Raw genomic sequence first — 22,144 nt, 5'->3', positions numbered from 1 at the left:
TTCTCTAATATGAACTATGCTCGATAACCTTTCGAACCGCCTCGCCGTCCGCTTGAACGAACTCCGCCACGGGCGCGGATGGTCTCTGGATCAATTGGCTGCTCAAAGCGGCATCAGCCGTGCGACGCTGTCCCGAATGGAGAAGGGAGAGGTCAGTCCCACAGCGGAAAACCTCGGCCGTCTCTGCGCCGCATATGACCTGCCGATGTCCCGGCTATTGATGATGGTCGAAGACAGCTTTGACCCCAAGGTTCCGTTTGAACGCCAGACCGAGTGGCGCGATCCTGAAACCGGCTTCACCCGCCGCGCAGTTTCACCCCCTGCAAACGGCCTGAACGCCGAGGTGGTGGAATGTCATCTGCCTCGGGACACTGTCATCACCTACGAGACACCGCCAAAATCCGGACAGGAACATCATCTGGTCCTGGTCGATGGCGCGCTTACCCTTACCGTCGACGGAACGGCTCATGCGCTGAGCGCCGGAGATTGCCTGCGCTATCACCTGTCCGGCCCAACCCGGTTTGAAACCGGGACATCCCGCGGGGCACGCTATCTTTTGGTGCTGATATGATCACGCGTCTGACCGTTGGTGAGTTCGACGCAGCGCTTGATGATCTGGCGGACATACTGCATGCCTGCATTCACGACGGGGCCAGTATTGGCTTCATACTTCCGTTTTCTCTGGAAGATGCGCGCCGGTACTGGTTGCAGAACGTTCTGCCTGGGTTAAAGTCCGGTACTCTTGAAGTATTTGTCGCCCACGGTAATGGACGCGTTCAGGGCACCGTACAACTGATCCCGGCGGGCATGCCAAACCAGCCGCACCGCGCCGATGTTGCAAAACTTCTGGTCCATCCAAACGCAAGACGGCGTGGATTAGGCCGAGCCTTGATGGAAGCCCTCTTTCTGAGAACCCGAGAGTTAAAGCGTACAATGTTGGTCCTTGATACGCGCAGCACCGATCCCTCGCGACTGCTCTATCAGGGCCTTGGGTTTCAGGTTGCAGGGGAAATCCCGAACTACTGCCGAAACCCGTTCGAGCCCAAGCTGGAACCGACTACCTACATGTACATGGATCTGTCCGCCTGAAGTCGGGCGGCGGCCTTACTCCGCTGCGGTCGCCTTTTCCGGGAACTTGTTCGGCAGCAACCCCAACTGACGCGCGCGGCGAATATCGGCCAACAGGTCGCGCTCGGCGGCCTCAAAAAGCTCTTCAGGGTCATCCAGAACAAAGTACCCCATCTGATGCATGTCAATCCGATACGGCGTGCGCAGAATGGTAAGAATGTCGAACGGGTCCCGATCCGGGATGTCGCTGTCTACGGCATAGATCAGCTCGGTCGGCGACGACGCCAGCCCGGATCCCAACGCCTTGATCTGACCGTCCTGACGACGCAAACCAAATTCGATCGAAAACCAGTACAACCTGATCAGCCAGGCATAGTCCGCATCCTTCGCTTCCTTGCCCGCCTGACCGATGGCGTGACTGAACGCAGCGAACCGAGGGTCGCTGAGCAGCGGAGTATGACCGAAAATCTCGTGAAAAATGTCGGGCTCTTCGATGTAGTCGAAATCCTCACGAGACCGAATAAAGGATGCCGCAGGAAAAACCCGGTCTGCCAGCATACCGAAAAACGTCTTGAAACCGATCAGCGCCGGAACCGGCTGCACCCGCCACCCCGTCAGGTCCAGCAACCGATCCGAGATATCTGCGCATGAGGGCACTTGAGTCTTCGGCAAATCTAGCCGGACGAGCCCGTCCAGATATTCACGCGCCATGTAGCGCTGTACGTTACCCTCTTGGGCCGCATACAGATCTGCCCAGACGGCGTTTTCCTCGTCGGTATAGGTGATGTGACCGCGCGCATCGACCACCTTGGCGACGTATTTTGTCGATTTGGGCATCCGTTTCCTCCTGCTTGCAAACAGGATACCGCGCCCAGCGCGGTGGATTTGTTTTGATAATTGAAGATTCAACGCTAAAATGAATGAAATATCTCATTTAAGCCAATATTGCGAAACAAATGCTTCATCCTGCCGACATAAACATCCTGCGAGAGCTGCAGATTAGCGGGCGCCTTTCGATGCAGGAACTGGCCGAGCGGACCGGTTTGTCAGCCTCGCAATGCTGGCGTCGTGTGCGCGATCTTGAAGCATCCGGGGTGGTCACAGGCTATCGCGCGCAAGTGCCCGCCAAGGCCGTAGGGCTAAACGCCATCGCCTATGTCCATGTGGCGCTCAAGGACCATCAGGAAAAAAGCATCTCGGATTTTCTGCGGCTGGTCGAAACCGAGCCGCAGATCGTCGAATGCGCATCGATCACCGGGGATCATGATTTTATCCTGAAAGTCTATGCCAAGACACCCGAAGATCTTGAGGTTTTCATCATGCAGCGCCTGTTGAAATCCGGCCTTGTCCGTGACACCCGCAGCAACTTTGTTCTTCGGCAAACCAAGACACGCGGGCCACTGCCTATTCTCTGAAGGCGGGTCGCCTTTTTGTCTGACGCGATCAAAACTTGAATACCGGGGACAAAAAAAGCCCGGCCACCTGATGAGGCGCCCGGGCGATCTAAACTTGGCTTGAAGGTTCGCGCTTAGAAGTGAGCCGACTTCGTGCCCGCCGGTTTTTCCATCGGAGGTGCAAACTTGGTCAGGTCGATGCCTTCAACGGCGGTTTTGTATTCCTCGATATTGGGTGTTCGACCCAAAATGGCCGACAAAACCACAACCGGGGTCGAGGCCAGCAGGCTTTCGCCCTTCTTGTCCGGCGCATCGGCCACAACGCGGCCCTGGAACAGGCGGGTTGAGGTTGCCAGAACCGTATCGCCTTTGGCGGCTTTCTCCTGGTTGCCCATGCAGAGGTTACAGCCCGGACGTTCGAGGTACAGGATGTTTTCGTACTCGGTGCGGGCTTTCTGCTTCGGGAACAGGTCGTCGAATTCGAAGCCCGAGTATTTCTCGAGCACTTCCCAGTCGCCCTCCTCTTTCAACTCATCGATGATGTTGTAAGTCGGGGCCGCGACCACCAGCGGAGCATTGAATTCGACCTTGCCGGTTTCCTTTTCGAGGTTTTTCAACATCTGGGCGACGATCTTGATGTCACCCTTGTGCACCATGCACGAGCCGACAAAGCCCAGATCCACATGCTTTTCGGCATTGTAGTACGAGATCGGGCGGATCGTATCGTGAGTGTAACGCTTGGAAACGTCAGCATTGTTGACATCCGGATCCGCGATCATCGGCTCATTTATCTGATCCAGATCGACGACGACCTCGGCAAAGTACTTCGCGTTGTCATCCGGCTGCAGAGCAGGTTTTTCACCAGACTTGATCTGAGCAATGCGTGCATCGGCGATGTTGATCAACTTCTGCAGCATGCCGTTTTCATGCTCCATACCCTTGTCGATCATGATCTGGATTCGCGATTTGGCCAGTTCCAGCGATCCGATCAGGGTCTCGTCATTAGAGATACAGACCGAAGCCTTGGCTTTCATCTCGGCAGTCCAGTCGGTGAAGGTGAAGGCCTGATCCGCCAACAGCGTACCGATATGCACTTCGATCACACGACCCTGGAACACGTTGTCTCCATGCTGTTCCAGCATCTGCGCCTGAGTGGCGTGAACCACGTCACGGAAATCCATGTGATCGGCCATTTTGCCCTTGAAGGTCACCTTGACCGATTCCGGGATCGGCATCGAAGCCTCACCCGTTGCCAGCGCCAGCGCCACCGTGCCCGAGTCGGCCCCGAAAGCCACGCCTTTGGACATACGGGTGTGGCTGTCACCGCCGATGATGACCGACCAGTCATCCACAGTGATGTCGTTGAGCACCTTGTGGATGACGTCGGTCATGGAATGATAGACGCCTTTCGGGTCACGGCCGGTGACAAGGCCGAAATCATTCATGAATTTCATCAGACGCGGCGTGTTGGCCTGCGCCTTGGCATCCCAGACCGATGCAGTGTGACAGCCCGACTGGTAAGCCCCATCAACACTGGGCGCCACAACCGTCGCGGCCATCGCCTCAAGCTCTTGCATGGTCATCAGGCCGGTGGTGTCCTGCGAACCCACGATGTTGACCTTCACACGCACATCTGAACCGGCGTGCAGCGTCTTGCCCGGCGTTGCGCCCAATGCGTTCTTGTTGAAAATCTTCTCGACCGCGGTCAGGCCCTGACCGTCGTGACTGATTTCCTTCGACGGGGCAAAAACCAAAGGTGCTTCGACACCCAGCGTCTCGGCTGCGATGGTTTGCAGTTTCTTCCCGAAGACAATGGCGTAAGAGCCACCGGCCTTCATGAACTCCACTTTTTGCGGAGTGAAGGACGAGGATACGTCGACCAGGTCGTCGCCATCTTCGCTTAGCAGTTTATGGTCTTTGGTGTTGATCTTCAGAACAGTGCCGGTTGCAACCGAATACTTCTCTTCCAGGATCGGGTTGCCGTCGTTGTTCAGGATCGCGTTGCCGTCATCGTCCACCTTCTTGACCCAGTTTTTCAGGTCCAAACCGATGCCACCGGTCACGCCAACGGTGGTCAGGAAGATCGGCGAGATGCCATTCGTGCCGGCGACGATTGGGGCGAAATTGACGAAGGGCACATAGGGGCTGGCTTGCTTACCGGTCCAAAGCGCCACGTTGTTCACGCCGGACATGCGTGACGAGCCCACGCCCATGGTTCCCTTTTCCGCGATCAACATCACGCGTTTACCGGGGTGCTGAAGTTTTAGTGCTTCGACTTCCTGCTGCGCCTTTTCCGAGATAAAACACTTGCCGTGCAATTCGCGGTCAGCACGCGAATGTGCCTGGTTGCCCGGCGAAAGCAGGTCGGTTGAGATATCACCTTCGGCTGCCACATAAGTCACAACTTCGATTTCTTCATCGATATCGGGCAGCTTGGTGAAAAACTCCGCTTTGGCGTAGCTTTCCAGAATATCTTTCGCGACTGCATTGCCAACCGCGAACGCCTCTTTCAGACGGTCGGTGTCTGCGTCATACAGGAAAACCTGCGATTTCAAAACGTCAGCAGCCTGCCCGGCAATCGCGGCATCATCACCCAACGCCAAGTCCAACAGCACCTCGACCGAGGGGCCGCCTTTCATGTGCGACAGCAGCTCGAATGCGAAAGGAACTGAAATTTCTTCGACCACGGCCTCGCCCAGAACGATCTCTTTCAGGAACTTGGCCTTTTCACCTGCGGCGCTGGTTGTGCCCGGCAGCGTGTTGTAGATGAAAAAGTTCAACGACTCATCGCGATGCTCGTTCCCGGCATCCTTGATCTGCGCAACGATCTCTTTCACAAGAGCGCCGTCATCGATGGGCTTGGGGTGCAGCCCTTGTTCTTTGCGGGTTTCGATCTCGGCAAGGTAGTCTGTGTAAAGGCTCATGGCTGTTCCGGCTATCTGCTTTTGGTGACGATTGACGCCGGGTTTACGGTTATCTGACCAGCCTCGGCATTCATTTGTATGCGGCGGTATACTAAAATGCACCGACATGCAAGACGCCTGCCTGCGACCCGGTGTCCTGATCCTGCGAGGAAACCCGCGGAAATTTACGGTGGTGCGCTGACTACACGGCTCGGGACCTTAATCTTCGAAAGCCGAAATAAGTTCTTTTGCCAACGGCAAAGAAGAGTAGCCCAACCGCGATGGCGTCAGACCCATGCGAACAACAACCATGTCATGCGAAGGGAATATCCCAATGAACTGGCCGTCATGCCCCTGCAACCAGACCGCGTCTTCAAACGGCGGCAAATCACCGGGTGCTTCCAGCCATAGATGGCCTTTGGCATAGCTCCCGTCCGAGGCATCGACCGGCTCAAACATCCATTCGACAAAGCCTTCAGGCAACACCTGCGTGTCGTTCCAGACCCCTTTTTGCAACAGGAACTGCCCATACCTGGCCCAGTCACGCGCCGTAGCATACATATAGCTGGACCCGATAAACGTATCGCTGACGTCGGTCTCAATGATGACCGAAGTCATGCCGAGCGGTGCGAAAAGAGCTTCTTGCGGATAGGTCAGCCCACCATCAGGCAGCTTGTCCTGCCAGACACGCGACAGAATGGTGGATGTACCTGAGGAATAGTTGAAATCGGTGCCGACGTCGAATTCGGGCGCGCGCCCAGCGGCAAAACCGGCCATGTCATCGCGCAAGTACAGCATCCGGGTTACATCAGACACGTCACCGTATTCTTCATTCCATTGCAGGCCGCTGGTCATGGCCAGCATGTCGGCAACGGTTATGTCCCGGCGTGAATCCTCGGCCCAGTCAGGAAAACTGTCAACCAGCGTGTCGGATCCGCTCATCCGGCCCGCTTCAATCAATGTCCCGATCAATCCGGCCGTGACCGTCTTTGTCATGGACCAGCCCAACAACGGCGTGTCCGCATCGAACCCATCGGCATAGCGTTCTGCAATGATGCGGCCGTTTCGAACCACGACAACGGCGCGATACCCCTCGCCCAGCAAACTCTCGTCCGACATAACACTCTGAACTTTGGGATCCTGAGACAGAGCGACGTCACTCCCCCTTGGCCAAAGACCCGCGGGCAATGGGTCAATTGCCTTAAGCTTCTGCGCACTAAGGGGGGCTTCATGAACATTTGTGCAGCCCAGACCCGGCCGAAACTGCGAAGTTGCGGGCGCAAAGAACCTAAATATCCGGGCCTGTACCGTTTGTGCATCCTGATTAACCGTGATCGAGATTTGCTTGAGCAGCGGATGCCCAGGCGCCTGCACATCTACAGCCAGAACCTCGTCAGGATCACGCCCAGCGATGAAGACGTTCGAACAGACGATCTTGGCAGAGTAGTTGGTTCCGACCTTCAACAGATCCGGAGGCGCAACCAGCAAATACCCAATCAAACCCGCTAAGCCCAGAACGGCGACACCTCCAACCGTTTTCAATACCTTCCTGAACATCTGTCTGACCTGCCCTGCTGCCTCGTGTAAGAAAAGGTTAGATGCAACGTGCTCGGGTTTACTACAACCCCATTGTAGGACGCCGCGAACACGTTCGCGCTGCCTTTCGGAAGCATTGAGAAACTTCGCTGGTTGCCGACCAAGAAAATTCGCGACGATTGCTCAAAACTATTCGCGATCTGTTTTCACTTGCGAACGCCCAAGAACGCAAACTGTTGGATCGGTTGAAGGAACGGGTGGCGGTTTACGATGACCGCCTGGCGTTTGTCGAACATGGTGTCTATCAGCCCCATTTCGAATTGGGAGACAGCGAGATCTACAAGCAGAAAATCAAGGAGATACGCGCCCGTCAAAAGGCGATCGTATCGGCCAAGGAAGCGACCATCTGCCCGACGGACTGGACTGTCGAAGACAGTCGGGCAAAGAGGCAAACCATGATCAATCGTCACGCAACCCCGGTTCCAAATTTCACCCTTATCCTCAGACCGCTCGCGCACCACCGCGCCAAGCAACAGTTTTTCAGTTTTCATCGGATTTTCCTGTCTGAGTTATCTCATCACGACAAAAGACGTACGGGGATAAGCGCAAAACCGATCAATCACGCCAATCGCATGTTGACACATCTGGGCCAGAACCGTCCAAATGCAGCGAAAATTCGGAAGCGCCGATCATGACGAAACAAAGCAAGACTCTTTCAAGGATCCTGCGTCACGAGCCTGAACTCGTCGGACTGACCCTTATGCCGGGCGGCTGGGCGCGTATTGACGATCTTTTGCGAGGGATGAAGCGGATCGGCCAGTCGCTGAGTGTCGCAGAGCTGCACAAAATCGTTGAAGACAACGATAAGAAAAGGTTCACGCTCTCGGAGGATGGGACACTGATACGAGCAGCGCAGGGGCACTCGGTCAATGTTGATTTGGGTCTTGAAGCCGTAGCGCCGCCGGAAATCCTGTATCACGGCACCGCCAAATCAAATCTCGACAGCATATTCAGCGAAGGTCTGAAACCCGGAAGACGGCAACAGGTCCACCTTTCTCCTGATCCTGAAACCGCTGAAAAGGTAGGGCAACGGCACGGGAAACCGACCGTCCTTCGAATAGAAACTGGCGGTATGCATCGGGACGGTTATGCGTTCTATCGGGCGGACAATGCGGTTTGGTTGACGGATTTCGTTCCAGCGCAATACCTGGGTTTCTAATCCGACCGCGTTACTTGCAAGGCGGACGGGCGCCTGAACGACCGTTCCGTGCAATGGTCGATTTTTCCACCCTCAAACGTTCTGACACCAAAAGTCCGTTGTTTCATGGATTTCCTGATCCAGCGCATTGGAGGCTGACAATCTGCAGCTCTGCAAAGTGACAAAGCGCTCAGCCGGGCAATTCCATTTGAGTGCGGGTCAAGCCGCCGGATTCTGATAGGCCGCAAGCAGGACCGCGATGATCTCCAGCTCGACGTGTCTGACGTCAGCCCCAATGGGACAGTTTAGGTCGATTTGATGGGAGAGGGTTTCTGGCTGATCGTAGCCGCCAAGGAGTTGAGATGAGAAAGAAACCCGGCACCAAGTCGAGCCATGGTGAGAAGGTCGTAAAGGACATCCGCCGCGCCACGCGCAAGCAATATTCCGCAGAAGAGAAGATCAGGATCGTGCTGGACGGCATGAAGGGCGAGGACAGCATTGCCGAGTTGTGCCGCCGTGAAGGCATCGCGCAGAGCCTGTATTACAGCTGGTCCAAGAAATTCCTGGAAGCCGGAAAGAAACACCTGACTGGCGACACGGCACGTGCTGCGACATCAACCGAGGTCAAGAATCTGCGCCGAGAGGCGCGATCTGAAGGAGGTTGTTGCTGAACAGGCCCTTGAGCTGCGGCTGCTCAAAAAAGCATGATTGCGGATGGGGGCGACGACGAATGAGATACCCCGCATCTGAGAAACTGGAGATCATCCGGCTGGTGGAGGGATCGCACCTTCCAACCAGACGCACGCTGGACAAACAGGGCAGCCCGAAGACAACCTTCTATCGCTGGTACGACCGAATCTCGTCGGTGGCCCCGAGGCGCTTGAAGATCGTAGACCCACTCCGTCACGGGTCTGGAACCGCATTCCCACGCCAGTGCGCGAGAAGATCAAGGATCTGACCCTGAAGGAAAGCGAGCTTTCCCCGCGTGAGTTGGCTGTTCGCTTCACCGACACAGAAAAGTACTTTGTGTCAGAGGGTAAGGAGGATCAGTGATCCGTCCAGTGGACGGATCGCCCGACGAACGCCTATCGCATCCTCAAGTCTTACGACCTGATCACCAGCCCGGCCTATGTGGTTTTATCGGCAGCCGACGAGTTCCACGACAAAACCACGCGGCCGAACCAACTCTGGCAGACCGACTTCACTTACCTGAAGGTCATCGGCTGGGGCTGGTTCTATCTGTCGACCATCCTCGATGACTACAAACCATCAGAAGTCTAAATTTTCCACGCTCAGCGCGTTTTGCTGAATGAACTCACGGCGGGGCTCGACCACATCACCCATCAACTTGGTGAACAGATCATCCGCTTCGACCATGTCGTCGACGCGTACCTGCAGAAGCGTGCGGGCATCCGGGTCCAGAGTGGTTTCCCACAGCTGATCGGGGTTCATTTCGCCCAGGCCTTTGTAGCGTTGCAACGACAGGCCCTTTTCGCCCTCTTCCAGAATCGCGCGCAGCAGGTCCAGCGGGCCGTGAATCACCTGTGACCGGTCACGGCGGATCAGCGTTGCCGGGCTGTTATAGACCTCTTGCAGGCTTTGCGTGAAGCTCCCGGTTTTACGCGCCTCGCCCGAGCGCAGCATCGGGCCGTCCAGCGTGCGCACCTCTTCGACGCCGCGCAGGATGCGGGCAAGTCGGATGCCGTGATCCTGCGTGATCCGGCCCTGCCAACCGCGTTCGTATTCCAGCGCAATCAGGTCCAGACGGGCGGCGACCTTGTCGGCTACGCCTTGCAGATCGGCATCCACCGCGCCCGGTACGAAGGCCCCGGCCACAGCGGCCTGTTCAAGAATGTGGCGCGGATAGTGCGTTGGGAAGGCATCCAGCACACGCTTCAACTGGCGCGCTTCGTCCACCACGCGGGTCAGGTCCTGTCCGATGATTTCCTCGCCCGAGCCGAGTTTCAGCACCGCACCTTCGACCCCCTGATTGATCAGATAGTCGTCCAGCGCTGCCTGATCCTTCAGGTAAACCTCTGATTTACCACGGGAAACCTTATAGAGCGGAGGTTGCGCGATATAGAGGTAGCCGCCCTCGATCAGCTCCGGCATCTGCCGGTAGAAGAAGGTTAGCAGCAGCGTCCGGATATGCGCGCCGTCCACATCCGCGTCGGTCATGATGACGATCTTGTGGTAGCGCAGCTTTTCAATATTGAACTCATCACGGCCGATGCCAGTGCCCAGCGCCATAACCAGATTGCCGATTTCCTGCGAGGACAGCATCCGATCAAACCGCGCCCGTTCCACGTTCAGGATCTTACCGCGCAGTGGCAGAACGGCCTGCGTCAGGCGGTCCCGACCGGTTTGCGCCGAACCACCAGCCGAATCCCCCTCGACGAGGAAAACCTCGGTTTTAGACGGATCTTTCTCAGAGCAATCTTTCAGCTTGCCCGCCAGATAGTTCACATCCATCGCCGTCTTGCGACGGGTCAGTTCGCGGGCCTTGCGGGCAGCTTCACGGGCCAAAGCAGCCTCGATGATCTTGCCAACAATGGTTTTGGCCTCATTAGGGTTCTCTTCGAACCATTCGGCCAGCTTTTCGTTCATCAAGCCCTCAACAGCCGGGCGCACCTCGGACGACACCAGCTTGTCTTTGGTCTGGGACGAGAATTTCGGATCCGGCACCTTGACGGACAACACACAGGTCAGGCCCTCACGCGCATCGTCGCCCGTGAAACTGACCTTTTCCTTTTTCGCGATGCCGCTGGACTGGGCGTAGTTGTTGATCGTCCGGGTCAATGCACCGCGAAAACCAGCCACGTGCGTACCGCCATCCCGCTGCGGGATGTTGTTGGTGAAAGGCAGCACCGTCTCATGATAGCTATCATTCCACCACATGGCGATCTCGACACCGATATCGTCGCGCTCGCCCTTGATGTAAATCGGCTCGGGCATCGCGGCGGTTTTCGATCGGTCGAGATATTTGACGAACTCTTTGACACCACCCTCATAAAACAGCTCAGTCTCCAGCCGTTCCGCCGGTCGTTCGTCGATCAGGATGATACGGACACCAGAATTCAGAAAGGCCAGTTCGCGCAGCCGCTTTTCCAGCGTATCGAAAGAATATTCCAGGTTCGAAAACGTGTCGGTCGACGCCAGAAAGCGCACCTCGGTCCCCGTCCGGTCACCGCAGTCGCTAACGACTTTCAGGTGCTCTGTCGTCTCGCCACCTTCAAACCGGGCCACGTGCTCTTTCCCGTTTCGCCAGACGCGCAGTTCCAGCCAGTTTGACAAAGCGTTTACAACGGACACACCCACGCCGTGCAGACCGCCCGAGACCTTGTACGAGTTGCTGTCAAACTTACCGCCCGCGTGCAGCTGGGTCATGATGACCTCGGCTGCGGACACACCTTCTTCGGGGTGGATATCCACTGGAATCCCGCGCCCGTTGTCGCTGACCGAAACACTGGAATCCGCGTGAATTTTAACCGTCACATGGTCGGCATGACCGGCCAGCGCCTCATCGATCCCGTTGTCGACGACCTCATACACCATATGGTGCAGGCCCGAGCCATCGTCCGTATCCCCGATATACATTCCGGGGCGTTTGCGGACCGCCTCTAACCCTTTGAGAACTTTAATGGAATCAGCGCCGTATTCCTGAGGAGCCTGTGCGTCTTCGGACATGCCGTTAGTACCTATATTATTTTGGTAACTTATACGTTTTCTGGTGGGGATTGTCACGCGATCCCCCAACATTTTGTGGCACCGCCGGGTATTTCCTGCTGATCAAAGCCGATCAAGATCAGCCGCGATATCCGCGGCAATTCCCATGGCATCCACATCGCTGCGTTCCGCCGACAAACGCAGCCCCAAAAGGTCGGACTGATAGCGCATCGCCAGCCGCTCCGGTTCGTGGTCCGGGCTTATGTCACCCGCCGCCTGAGCGCGGCGAAACAGATCGGCAAAGCACGCCCTCATTTCCGCCATATGAGTTCCCGCCTGTTCGGCCAGCGCGTGATCCTTGGCCTGCAATTCGGCAAAAGTCTTGGCCAGCATACAGGCCTTTGCAGGTGCGCCGCTGGCCTCGACAACCAGACCCGGCTGCGCCTTCAACGCACCAAGTGGACCCAGCCGGTCGGCAAGCGCCTTCATATGCGCAACACCCTCCTGCGCGTATCGCTCCAAGGCCAACGCATAGAGCGCATCTTTCGAACCAAATGCCGCATAGAAGCTGCCTGGCTTCAGTTTCAGCTCCCGCTCCAGATCCTTCAACGACGTCCCGGCCCAACCCTGACGCCAGAAGATATCCCTGGCCTGATCGATCAGAGCGTCTCGGTCGAATGAGGGTTTGCGCGGCATGTACGTCACCAATTCTTGAACATTCACTCAAATATATACTTGAGTGATCACTCAAGAAAGACTATTTCCGATGCACACCGCCAGAAACAGGAGTTTTCTCATGGCCGACTTCCCGTCCCACGACCTCGAATCTGCCCCCGAAGGGTCCAAACCGCTGCTGGAAAAATCACAGGCCGCATTTGGCCGTCTGCCCGGCCTGCACAAGGTAATGGCCGAAAGCCCCCAGCATCTTGAGGGCTATCAGGTCCTGCACCATCTGTTCCTGCAAACCGATTTCGACAATGATGAAAAAACCGTCGTATGGCAGACCATCAACGTAGAGAACGAGTGCCACTATTGTGTGCCCGCACACACCGGCATCGCCAAGATGATGAAAGTCTCTGACGACATCACCGAAGCACTGCGCAACGAAACCCCGCTTCCGTCGGCCAAGCTTGAGGCGCTGCGTACCTTCACCCTGCAGCTGATGAACCAACGCGGCAACGTCACGGACGCACAGATGCAAGCCTTCTTTGATGCTGGTTATTCGCATCGCGCGGTTCTGGATGTGGTTTTGGGGCTGGCGCAGAAAACCATGTCGAACTACGTCAATCACATGGCCAGAACTCCGGTCGACGAAGTCATGCGCGGCTTCCTGTGGGAACGCAAAGTCAGCGAACCCGCCTAAGCGGTCACGACCGAGCCCTCATCGCTGTCGGTCACAGTCAGCGTCTGGGCCCGGTCCCCCAGTTCCGCAAACAGCTCAGGCCCGGTGCCTGTCATCCAGGCCTGCGCGCCCAGCGCACAAATCTCGTCATACAGCGCCGCCCGCCGCCCCGCATCCAGATGCGCGGCCACCTCGTCCAGCAGCACGATCGGCGGTGCCCCCACCATCCGGGCCAGCGCCCGCGCGTTGGACAGGATCAGCGACACCAACAGCGCTTTCTGCTCCCCAGTCGAACAGTCTTTGGCAGGCACACCCTTGGCTGCAAACACCCCATACAGATCGGATCGATGCGGCCCAACTAAAGTCCGGCCCGCTGCCAGATCGCGAAAGCGGCTTTCATTCAATGCCTCGCGCAGATCCTCCGCCGTTTCAGGCATCGCCCCTTCGGACTGCACCAGTTCCAGATCAGCTGAAGGAAACGCAGTTTCCGCCCGATCCTGCGCCGCGCGCAAGTGGCCCAAAGCCGCCAGCCGCGCGGCGTGGATGCGATGACCCGTCTCGGCCATCTGCCCCTCCAGCGCGGCATACCAATGGGCATCCCGCACTTGCTCTTTCAACAGACGGTTGCGCTCTCGCATGGCCTTTTCGTAGGTCAGCGAAGCTTCGGCATGGGTGGGATCAAAACTCAGCGCGATCCGGTCCAGAAAACGCCGCCGCCCATCTGCCCCCTCGATCCAAAGCCGGTCCATCGACGGCATCAGCCAGACCACCCGCGCCAGCTTACCCAGATCAATCTGGCTCGAGGCCTTTTCGTCAATCCGAACCTGCCGCGCCGAACCGCCTTCGGACCAAGTCTCGATTTCATATCGCTGGCCCTGCGTTTCCAACAGCCCGGACAGCTTCCACCCCAACGCCTCGGGTCGGCGCGTCATCTCTGCGGCACTCGCACGCCGCATCCCGCGCCCGGGCGAGAACAGTGACACCGCTTCAAGGATGTTGGTCTTACCCGCCCCGTTCGGCCCGTGAATCGCCACAGGCCGCCCGTCCAAAGACAACCGCGCCAGCTTGTGGGACCGAAAATGCGAGACCGTAAGCTCGGTCAGGGCCAAACCCATGACCCCTCCCTTCTTCTGTTCAAAAATACCTCCGCCGGAGGCATCGCGCGCAAGCGCGATCAGACGCGCATCGGCATGACAACATAAACTGCGCTCTGGTCATTGCCCTCGCGCATCAGGGTCGGATCGCCGGCAGAATTGAACATGAACACAGCGTTTTCGCGATCCACCTGCGAGGCGATCTCAAGCAGGTACTTGGCGTTGAACCCGATCTCCAGCCGTTCGTCCCCATAGGCCACGGCCAGTTCCTCTTCGGCGGCACCACTGTCGGGGGCGTTTACGGACAGTACCAGCTTGTCCCCCTCCAGTTGCAGCTTCACAGCACGCGAACGCTCGGACGATACCGTCGCAACCCGATCCACGGCCTGCGCGAACTCGGCGGCGTCAACCTCCAGCTTGCGGGTGTTGCCCTGTGGAATTACGCGGGTGTAGTCGGGGAATGTACCGTCGATCACTTTGGACGTCAGGGTAATATCCGGGGTCGCAAACCGAACCTTGGTTTCGCTGACCGAAACCGCGATATCCATCTCGTCATCGTCCAGCAGCTTGCGCAGCTCGCCCACCGTCTTGCGCGGAACGATCACACCCGGCATGTCCGCGGCACCTTCCGGCAAATCCGCGTCGATGCGCGCCAGACGATGGCCATCGGTTGCCACGCAGCGCAGAACTTTGCCGCCCTCGGACCCGTCGGCCACATGCATGTAAACACCGTTCAGGTAATACCGCGTCTCTTCCGTCGAAATCGCAAACTTCGATTTGTCGAACAGCCGGCGCAGCAGTGCCGCCGAGGCGGTAAAGTTCGACTGATACTCCGAGGATGCCATTACTGGAAAATCCTCTTTCGGCAGGGTCGCGAGCGAAAAGTTCGACCGCCCGGCCTCAACCGTCAGACGGCCAGCAGCACTATCCGCGGTCAGTGTCACCAGCGCCCCGTCCGGCAGTTTACGAACAATCTCATGCAAGGTTGTCGCCGCCACCGTTGTCGCACCGGCCTTCTCGACCTGCGCCGGGGCCTTGTCGACCACTTCGATATCCAGATCGGTGGCCCGGAACAGCGCCTGATCGCCTTCGGCCTCGATCAGTACATTGGCGAGGATCGGTATTGTGTTGCGACGTTCAACAACGGATTGGGCCTGCGAAACGGCCTTGAGAAGGGTGCCGCGTTCGATGCTGATCTTCATACCCTCAATTCCTCTGACTTGCGTACCGACATGGGCGGGACTGGCACGTTAGCGGTTCCACCCTGAGGCACAAGGATTTTTTACGGTTTTCTGGGGCGGAACACCCAATGCGTCAAGGGGCGCGTGCCCAAGCGGGCACAGTTCATTGGCAACCGTGCGGTAAAGCGCACAAAAAACGCCCCGGTCACGACGGACCGGGGCGTTTTCTTAGAAAGCAAATCAGGCTTCGAGCGACCGGCGCAGCATTTCCACGTCTTCGGCAATTTGCCCGTCCGTGCTTTTCAGCTCTTCGATGCGCTTGACGCCATGCATGACCGTGGTGTGATCCCGCCCGCCAAAGCGACGGCCAATCTCGGGCAGCGAGCGGCTGGTCAGCTGCTTGCACAGATACATCGCCACCTGACGCGGGCGGGCATAGGACCGCAGGCGTTTGGGGCCGATGATGTCGGACAGGCGAATGTTGTAATACTCGGACACTTTGCGCTGAATTTCTTCAACGGTGATCTTGCGCTCGGATGCGCGCAGCACGTCCGCCAAACAATCCTGCGTCAGTTCCATGTCGATCTCGCGACCCACCAGCGAAGCAAACGCGAACAGACGGGTCAGAGCGCCTTCAAGTACACGCACGTTGGTCGAGATGCGATGGGCCAGAAACTCCAGCACACCATCTGCAATCGCCAGATCGGGATAGGTGCTGCTGTATTGCTGCACCTTGTTTTGCAGGATGCCCAGACGCAATTCGTAATCGGTGGGATGCAGGTCAACGACCAGACCGCATTGCAGGCGCGATTTCACCCGATCTTCCAAGTCCTTGATCTCACCCGGCGCGCGGTCGGCCGAAATGATGATCTGTTTGTTCTGATCCACCAGCGCGTTGAAAGTGTGAAAGAATTCTTCCTGTGTCGAATCCTTGCCCGCGATGAACTGCACGTCATCCACCATCAGCACATCGACCGAACGGAACAGGTGTTTGAAATCCATCATCCGACGCTCGCGCAGGGCCTGCACAAAGCGATACATGAATTGTTCCGCAGACAGGTACAGCACGTTCAGTTCGGGGCGCTTGGTTTTCAGCTCCCACGCAATGGCGTGCATCAGGTGGGTTTTACCCAGACCAACGCCCCCATACAGAACCAGTGGATTGAAGGTGACCGGCCCGCCTTCGGACACCCGGCGCGCGGCAGCGTGAGCCAATTCATTGGGTTTGCCGACGACAAAGCTGTCAAAGGTAAAACGAGAATCCAGCGGTGCGGCTTGTAAGGACTCCAACGTATCCTGCGCTGTGTCCACCACCGGCACAGCAACAGGTTCAGGCTGCACCTCAGTCACCGCTTTAGCCGAAGGTTTAGGGCGCACAGGAGAGTTTGCGGCAACGCGAAAATCCAGACGCTGCACGGTTTCACCCGCGGTATTCAGTTCATACAATATGAGATCTGCAAAATTTTGACTGACGTAATTGCCCATAAAATTGGTCGGCACGGAGAAAACCGCCACGCCATCCTGCAGCTCTTGAAATTCCAAAGGCTCAATCCAGGTCGTGTAATTGTTCCGACCGATGGCCTTCAGCAATTTGTTACGCAGTAGTCCCCATTTCTCTTGTGTCATTCAGCGCCTCACGCATCCCATTCTTATTGGCCTGTCGGCCTTATTCATACGAAGCCGGTTACCCGGTCTTGGATTCACGCGCTCAAAGGTATCCCTGCGCCAAACCGGAAGGTCTGGCGGGGCTGTCCCGGAAAGCTTATACAACCTCTGGATCGACGCTCAGCAATATCTGAGCGCCCCGAAAACCGGGTTGCACGTCGCAATCTCAATTTTTAGACAGGGCCGGGATCACCGGGTAAAACCCGGACATCTCGGCAAATCGGCAGCCTGGCACATGCCAGTCGTCGACAATTGTCCCCAGATCGTTCTGATGCCCGTCAGTTCGACCGAGTAAACAGCCTGTCCCCCCAAGCGAGTGAATCGCTGACATCAGTGGTAGCAAGTCGAAGCGGTGCGCGGCAACGAAACTCTGATATTGACTCGGTTCTTTGGCCGAAAGAATCTCTCGGTTTCGTGTAGGCGCGGTATTCTGGCAACACGAAAAAAGGCGCCGCATTGCGCGACGCCTTTTGGAATAGTTCAGCTTTGCTGACGTGACTCAGGTCACCCAGAAGCTTTAGCCCAGCGCTTTGACGCGCGCGGACAGGCGCGACATCTTGCGGGCAGCGGTGTTCTTGTGGAAGACACCCTTGGTCACACCGCGCATCAGCTCGGGCTGAGCGGCACGCAGGGCTGCGGTTGCTGCGTCCTTGTCACCGGATGCGATCGCTTCTTCGACTTTACGCAGATAGGTGCGGATGCGCGAACGGCGTGCTTTGTTTACTGCGAAACGCTTTTCGTTCTGACGAGCGCGCTTCTTTGCCTGGGGCGAATTTGCCATGTGTCTCTGACCTTCGTTCGGTACGGTTATCTAGGGTTGCGCGCCACGGACATATCCGCACCGGATCAGAAATCACGAGTGTGAGTCGGGCCAAGCGGGCCGCACGCGCATGTATGACGGCGGTCTTTAGCCAAGTTTGCAGGCTTTGCCAAGTCGATTCGTTGAGCCGGGGTCCGGAACAAAAAAGGCGGGCTAAGGCCCGCCCAGCTTTGATAACGTGCCGCGCGTTATTTGTCGCGGAATTGCGCCGCGCGTTTTTCCAGAAATGCCGCCATGCCCTCTTTCTGATCTTCGGTCGCAAACATCGAATGAAAGACACGACGCTCGAACAGCATTCCCTCGCTGAGCGGCAGTTCATAGCTGCGATTCACCGCTTCTTTCGCGGCCATCGCCGTCAGCTGCGATTTCTCAGCAATTTTCTGTGCGGCGCCCACCGCTTCTTCAATCAGCTTCTTGGCCGGTACAACCCGGCTGACCAAACCGGCACGTTCAGCTTCCTCAGCATCCATGAATCGCCCGGTCAGGTTCATGTCCATCGATTTGGACTTGCCTACAAACCGCGTCAGACGCTGACTGCCGCCGAGACCGGCGATAACACCCAGATTGATCTCGGGCTGGCCAAACTTGGCGGTGTCCGCGGCGATGATGAAGTCGCACAACATGGCAAGTTCGCATCCACCGCCCAGCGCATAACCCGCAACAGCCGCAATGATCGGCTTGCGGATTGCCGTGACGCGATCATTCGCATCGGCAAACAGATTGACGTTATAGACATCGACAAAACTCATCTCGGACATCTCCTTGATGTCCGCGCCGGCGGCAAAGGCCTTGTCCGATCCGGTGATAACGATGCATCGCACCTTGTCATTGCTGTCCGCATCTTCCAACGCGGTACACAGCTCACCCAGCAACTGGGTGTTCAGCGCGTTCAAAGCGTCCGGTCGGTCGAGTTTGATAAGGGCGACGTGGTCTTCGATTTCGACGATGATCGTCTCAAAAGCCATGAGGTATAAGCTTCCGGTTGTTCCGTTCAGGTACGATTCCTTACCACGCGAAAAACTTGGATCAAGCTATCTTTGGCATTGCGCACAATAGAATGATGAGCGACCGGACTGGGTGATTCTCCTGATCGGCGCGCCGCACCCTTCGGTTCGGCAGGCCTCGCCCTCGCGGCCATAAACATCAAAGCTGTGTTGAAAATATCCAAGTTCTCCATCAGCTTGGCGGAAATCCCGCAGAGAGGATCCTCCGGCTTCGATAGCGTCCTGCAATACCTGCCGGATGATGGGAACAAGCGCCGCTACGCGGGGCGCAGAAATCTGACCGGCTTTGCGACGTGGCGACACTCGGCCGCGATAAAGCGCTTCACAGACATAGATATTGCCCAATCCGGCAACGATTCCCTGATCCAGAAGCGCGGATTTGACAGGAGTGTTCTTACCTTTGAACGCATCGATCAGATGCTGCTCGTGAAAATCGTTGCCCAATGGTTCCGGTCCCAGGCCCGAAAGCAGCTTGTGATCTTCTGCCGTGGCCGTCGGCAACAGATCCATCGCGCCAAACCGGCGCGGATCATTGAAGGTGATCCGCGCGCCGTTGGCCATGTGAAACACCACATGGTCGTGTTTTTCGGGCGTCGGGTGCTCATGCACGAACTGGCCAAGAGGGTCGCCCGACACAGTCATTCGCCCCGACATACCCAAATGGATCAACAATGTCTCACCACTGTTGAGATCGGCCAGAATATATTTTGATCGCCGCCGCAACCGATCCACCCGCTGTCCGGTCAACCGCTCGGCCATCCGGTCTGGAAAAGGCCAACGCAAGTCGGGGCGGTTCACATCCGCCGTTTCGATCACGACGCCCTCCATGGCCGGGCTCAGGCCGCGTCTTACTGTCTCGACCTCAGGCAATTCCGGCATTACATGGCTCCTATTCCAAAGGGCCGCATTGTGCCCGCCTCTCATGGCCCTATAACAGAGGCGAAATTCGACAAACGGCAAGGCAAATGTCCGACAACAGCGACAAGACCACTCATTTCGGGTTTGAAACCGTGCGCGAGGCTGAAAAGGCCGGGCGTGTTCAGGGCGTGTTCAACTCGGTCGCCTCGAAATATGACGTGATGAACGATGTCATGTCGATGGGCATTCACCGGGTGTGGAAAGACGCGATGATGGATTGGCTGGCACCACGCCCCGGTCAGCGGCTGCTGGACGTGGCGGGTGGTACCGGAGACATTTCGTTCCGATTCCTCAAACGTGCAGGCCATGGTCACGCCACCGTATTGGACCTGACCGAGCCAATGCTGATCGAAGGCCGCCAGCGCGCCGAGGCCGACCAAATGGCCGACAGCCTGAACTGGGTGGTGGGCGATGCGATGGCCCTGCCGTTCGAAGATAACACCTTCGACGTCTACACCATCTCTTTCGGCATCCGGAACGTGACCCGCCCAAAGGAAGCCCTGAACGAGGCGTTCCGCGTCCTCAAACCCGGCGGTCGGCTCATGGTGCTGGAGTTCAGCCAGCTTCCGAATGATGGGCTTCAGAAACTCTATGACCTCTATAGTTTCAATGTCATCCCGCGCATGGGCAAGCTGATCGCGAATGACTACGACAGCTATCAGTATCTGGTGGAATCGATCCGCAAATTCCCCGATCAGGACACATTCCTGAACATGGTCCGCGCCGCCGGATTCGAAAACGCCAAATACCGCAACCTGAGCATGGGCATCGCCGCGCTGCACTCCGGCTGGAAAATCTAGATGCGCGGCCCTCACAACATCATTCGCCTGATCCGCACAGGCGCCACGCTCGAGCGCACAGGCGCCATGAACGTGGTGCTGGACGCGTTCGAGGCCCCGCGTGCGATACGTATTCTGGCGCATACGCTGGGCAAACCCTTTCAGTGGCTGGGCTATAAGGGCGATCCCGACATGCCGCCCGCCACCCGCGCGCTCACGGCCCTTGGCCCCGCCTATATCAAATTCGGTCAGGTCCTCTCTACGCGCCCCGATGTCGTGGGTGATGAACTGGCCGTACAACTGCGCGTGCTGCAAGACAAGCTGCCACCCTTTTCCAGGGCCGAAGCGATGGCCGAGGTCGAAAAGGAGCTCGGCCAGCCGGTCGCCGAGATTTTCAGCGACTTCAGCGAACCCATCGCCGCCGCCTCGATCGCGCAGGTCCACAAGGCCAAGCTGACCAGCACGGGCGAGGACGTCGCGGTCAAAGTGCTGCGCCCGGGCATCGAACGCGCCTTCCACAAGGATGTCGACGCTTTCTATTTCGCCGCCCGCATCGTGCAGCTTTTCGCCCCCGGTGCCCGTCGCCTGCGCCCGATGGAGGTGATCGAACATTTCGACGGCGTCGTGCGCGGTGAACTTGACCTGCGGCTGGAAAGCGCCGCTGCCTCGGAATACGCCGCCAACACCAAGGACGACGCCGGATTCTGGCTGCCGCCTGTTGTGTGGTCACTGTCCGCGCGCCGTGTCATGACGCTCAGCTGGGCGGATGGCATCCCGCTGGGCGAAAACCAAGCGCTCGATGCCGCCGGTCATAATCGCCCCGATCTGGCTGAACGGGTGCTGCGCCTGTTCCTGCTCCACGCCTTGCGCGACGGTTACTTCCACGCCGACATGCACCAGGGTAACCTCAAGGTCGCCGCGAACGGAGATATCATCGCCTATGATTACGGCATCATGGGGCATATCGACGAATACACCCGCCGGGTCTATGCCGAGATCCTGTTCGGCTTCATCCGCCGCGACTACAAACGCGTGGCCGAGGTGCATTTCGAGGCCGGTTATGTCCCCGCCGACAGGGACGTTGACGAATTCGCCCGCGCCCTGCGCGCCGTGGGTGAACCGATCTTCGGCATGGACGCCTCACATATCTCCATGGGCCGTCTGCTGAACTACCTGTTCGAAGTGACCGAACGGTTCGGCATGGAAACCCGAACCGAGCTGATCCTGCTGCAACGCACCATGGTGGTGGTCGAAGGCGTCGCAAGGTCACTGGACCCTCATATCAACATCTGGGAGGTCGCCCGCCCCGTGGTCGAAGATTACATCAAGCAATCCATCGGTCCACGTGCAGCACTCAGGGATTTCGGCAAAACCGCAATGGTCCTCGCCCGCTTCGGCCCGCGCCTGCCCGCGCTGGTGGAAAACGCGCTGATTGCGCAGACGCAAAAGGAAGCGCCGCAAAACAATGGCTTCTTGCCAGCGATCCTCTTTACCACAATCGGAATCGCCGCTGGAGCAGCCGTCACGCTTCTGATCACGACATTCAGCTAGCACCGACCCGCCTGCTTCATCTGGC

General features: G+C 57.6%; 19 protein-coding genes and 1 pseudogene. 9 read left to right on the top strand and 11 right to left on the bottom strand.

Going from position 1 to position 22,144, the window contains the following annotated elements:
- The first annotated feature begins 16 nt into the window (after nt 1-16).
- Nucleotides 17-571, top strand: coding sequence for a helix-turn-helix domain-containing protein (locus tag ACR0LF_RS13010; RefSeq protein ID WP_480578004.1), 555 nt, complete (start codon nt 17-19; stop codon nt 569-571).
- Nucleotides 568-1,089, top strand: a complete 522-nt coding sequence (locus ACR0LF_RS13005) for an N-acetyltransferase family protein (RefSeq protein ID WP_480578001.1) — start codon at nt 568-570, stop codon at nt 1,087-1,089. Before ACR0LF_RS13010 ends, ACR0LF_RS13005 begins: the two co-directional genes overlap by 4 nt.
- Nucleotides 1,090-1,104: 15 nt before the next feature.
- Here the strand turns inward: ACR0LF_RS13005 and phhA are convergent, their stop codons facing one another.
- The gene (phhA, locus tag ACR0LF_RS13000) at nt 1,105-1,977 is read right to left on the bottom strand and encodes a phenylalanine 4-monooxygenase (protein WP_480577998.1); all 873 of its coding nucleotides are present in this window, start codon (nt 1,975-1,977) and stop codon (nt 1,105-1,107) included.
- A gap of 47 nt (nt 1,978-2,024) precedes the next feature.
- Between phhA and ACR0LF_RS12995 the strand changes: the two genes are divergently transcribed.
- Nucleotides 2,025-2,483, top strand: coding sequence for an Lrp/AsnC family transcriptional regulator (locus ACR0LF_RS12995; protein ID WP_480577994.1), 459 nt, complete (start codon nt 2,025-2,027; stop codon nt 2,481-2,483).
- 113 nt (nt 2,484-2,596) lie between these two features.
- On the opposite strand, the gene ACR0LF_RS12990 is transcribed toward ACR0LF_RS12995, so the two are convergent.
- On the bottom strand, nt 2,597-5,386 hold the full coding sequence (locus ACR0LF_RS12990) for a bifunctional aconitate hydratase 2/2-methylisocitrate dehydratase (protein WP_480577991.1): 2,790 nt from the start codon (nt 5,384-5,386) through the stop codon (nt 2,597-2,599).
- 198 nt (nt 5,387-5,584) lie between these two features.
- Nucleotides 5,585-6,922, bottom strand: coding sequence for a serine hydrolase domain-containing protein (locus tag ACR0LF_RS12985; RefSeq protein WP_480577988.1), 1,338 nt, complete (start codon nt 6,920-6,922; stop codon nt 5,585-5,587).
- Nucleotides 6,923-7,158: 236 nt separating this feature from the next.
- On the opposite strand from ACR0LF_RS12985, the gene ACR0LF_RS12980 reads away from it, so the two are divergent.
- The 3 genes and pseudogenes from ACR0LF_RS12980 to ACR0LF_RS12970 all read left to right on the top strand — a co-directional run.
- Nucleotides 7,159-7,596, top strand: a complete 438-nt coding sequence (locus tag ACR0LF_RS12980; protein WP_480578063.1) for an SNIPE associated domain-containing protein — start codon at nt 7,159-7,161, stop codon at nt 7,594-7,596.
- Complete coding sequence (locus tag ACR0LF_RS12975) at nt 7,593-8,120, top strand: RNA 2'-phosphotransferase (RefSeq protein ID WP_480577986.1); 528 nt, start codon at nt 7,593-7,595, stop codon at nt 8,118-8,120. Before ACR0LF_RS12980 ends, ACR0LF_RS12975 begins: the two co-directional genes overlap by 4 nt.
- Nucleotides 8,121-8,461: 341 nt before the next feature.
- A pseudogene (locus tag ACR0LF_RS12970) lies at nt 8,462-9,362 on the top strand (transposase); the annotation flags it as partial.
- A 6-nt stretch (nt 9,363-9,368) separates the two neighbouring features.
- On the opposite strand, the gene gyrB reads toward ACR0LF_RS12970, so the two are convergent.
- Nucleotides 9,369-11,786, bottom strand: coding sequence for a DNA topoisomerase (ATP-hydrolyzing) subunit B (gyrB, locus tag ACR0LF_RS12965; RefSeq protein ID WP_480577983.1), 2,418 nt, complete (start codon nt 11,784-11,786; stop codon nt 9,369-9,371).
- 102 nt (nt 11,787-11,888) lie between these two features.
- Nucleotides 11,889-12,461, bottom strand: coding sequence for a TetR/AcrR family transcriptional regulator (locus ACR0LF_RS12960; protein WP_480577980.1), 573 nt, complete (start codon nt 12,459-12,461; stop codon nt 11,889-11,891).
- A 100-nt stretch (nt 12,462-12,561) separates the two neighbouring features.
- On the opposite strand from ACR0LF_RS12960, the gene ACR0LF_RS12955 reads away from it, so the two are divergent.
- On the top strand, nt 12,562-13,128 hold the full coding sequence (locus ACR0LF_RS12955; RefSeq protein ID WP_480577977.1) for a carboxymuconolactone decarboxylase family protein: 567 nt from the start codon (nt 12,562-12,564) through the stop codon (nt 13,126-13,128).
- Here ACR0LF_RS12955 and recF read toward each other — a convergent pair.
- From recF to mutM, 6 genes are all read right to left on the bottom strand, one after another.
- On the bottom strand, nt 13,125-14,222 hold the full coding sequence (gene recF, locus ACR0LF_RS12950) for a DNA replication/repair protein RecF (RefSeq protein ID WP_480577973.1): 1,098 nt from the start codon (nt 14,220-14,222) through the stop codon (nt 13,125-13,127). The genes ACR0LF_RS12955 and recF overlap by 4 nt on opposite strands.
- A 59-nt stretch (nt 14,223-14,281) precedes the next feature.
- The gene (gene dnaN, locus ACR0LF_RS12945; protein WP_480577970.1) at nt 14,282-15,403 is read right to left on the bottom strand and encodes a DNA polymerase III subunit beta; all 1,122 of its coding nucleotides are present in this window, start codon (nt 15,401-15,403) and stop codon (nt 14,282-14,284) included.
- Nucleotides 15,404-15,622: 219 nt separating this feature from the next.
- A complete protein-coding gene (gene dnaA, locus ACR0LF_RS12940) occupies nt 15,623-17,008 on the bottom strand; it encodes a chromosomal replication initiator protein DnaA (RefSeq protein ID WP_480577967.1) in 1,386 nt (461 codons plus the stop codon).
- A gap of 556 nt (nt 17,009-17,564) precedes the next feature.
- Complete coding sequence (gene rpsT, locus ACR0LF_RS12935) at nt 17,565-17,828, bottom strand: 30S ribosomal protein S20 (RefSeq protein ID WP_039541017.1); 264 nt, start codon at nt 17,826-17,828, stop codon at nt 17,565-17,567.
- 227 nt (nt 17,829-18,055) lie between these two features.
- Nucleotides 18,056-18,832, bottom strand: coding sequence for an enoyl-CoA hydratase (locus tag ACR0LF_RS12930; protein ID WP_480577964.1), 777 nt, complete (start codon nt 18,830-18,832; stop codon nt 18,056-18,058).
- A gap of 66 nt (nt 18,833-18,898) precedes the next feature.
- On the bottom strand, nt 18,899-19,750 hold the full coding sequence (gene mutM, locus ACR0LF_RS12925) for a bifunctional DNA-formamidopyrimidine glycosylase/DNA-(apurinic or apyrimidinic site) lyase (protein WP_480577961.1): 852 nt from the start codon (nt 19,748-19,750) through the stop codon (nt 18,899-18,901).
- Nucleotides 19,751-19,836: 86 nt separating this feature from the next.
- Between mutM and ubiE the strand changes: the two genes are divergently transcribed.
- On the top strand, nt 19,837-20,589 hold the full coding sequence (gene ubiE, locus ACR0LF_RS12920; RefSeq protein ID WP_480577958.1) for a bifunctional demethylmenaquinone methyltransferase/2-methoxy-6-polyprenyl-1,4-benzoquinol methylase UbiE: 753 nt from the start codon (nt 19,837-19,839) through the stop codon (nt 20,587-20,589).
- Nucleotides 20,590-22,119: a 2-polyprenylphenol 6-hydroxylase gene (gene ubiB / locus ACR0LF_RS12915; RefSeq protein WP_480577955.1), complete on the top strand. Its 1,530-nt coding sequence runs from the start codon at nt 20,590-20,592 to the stop codon at nt 22,117-22,119.
- Nucleotides 22,120-22,144: the final 25 nt, after the last annotated feature.

Source organism: Ruegeria sp. E8 (genome assembly GCF_056533985.1).
This window is presented reverse-complemented; position numbering and strand designations above follow the sequence as displayed.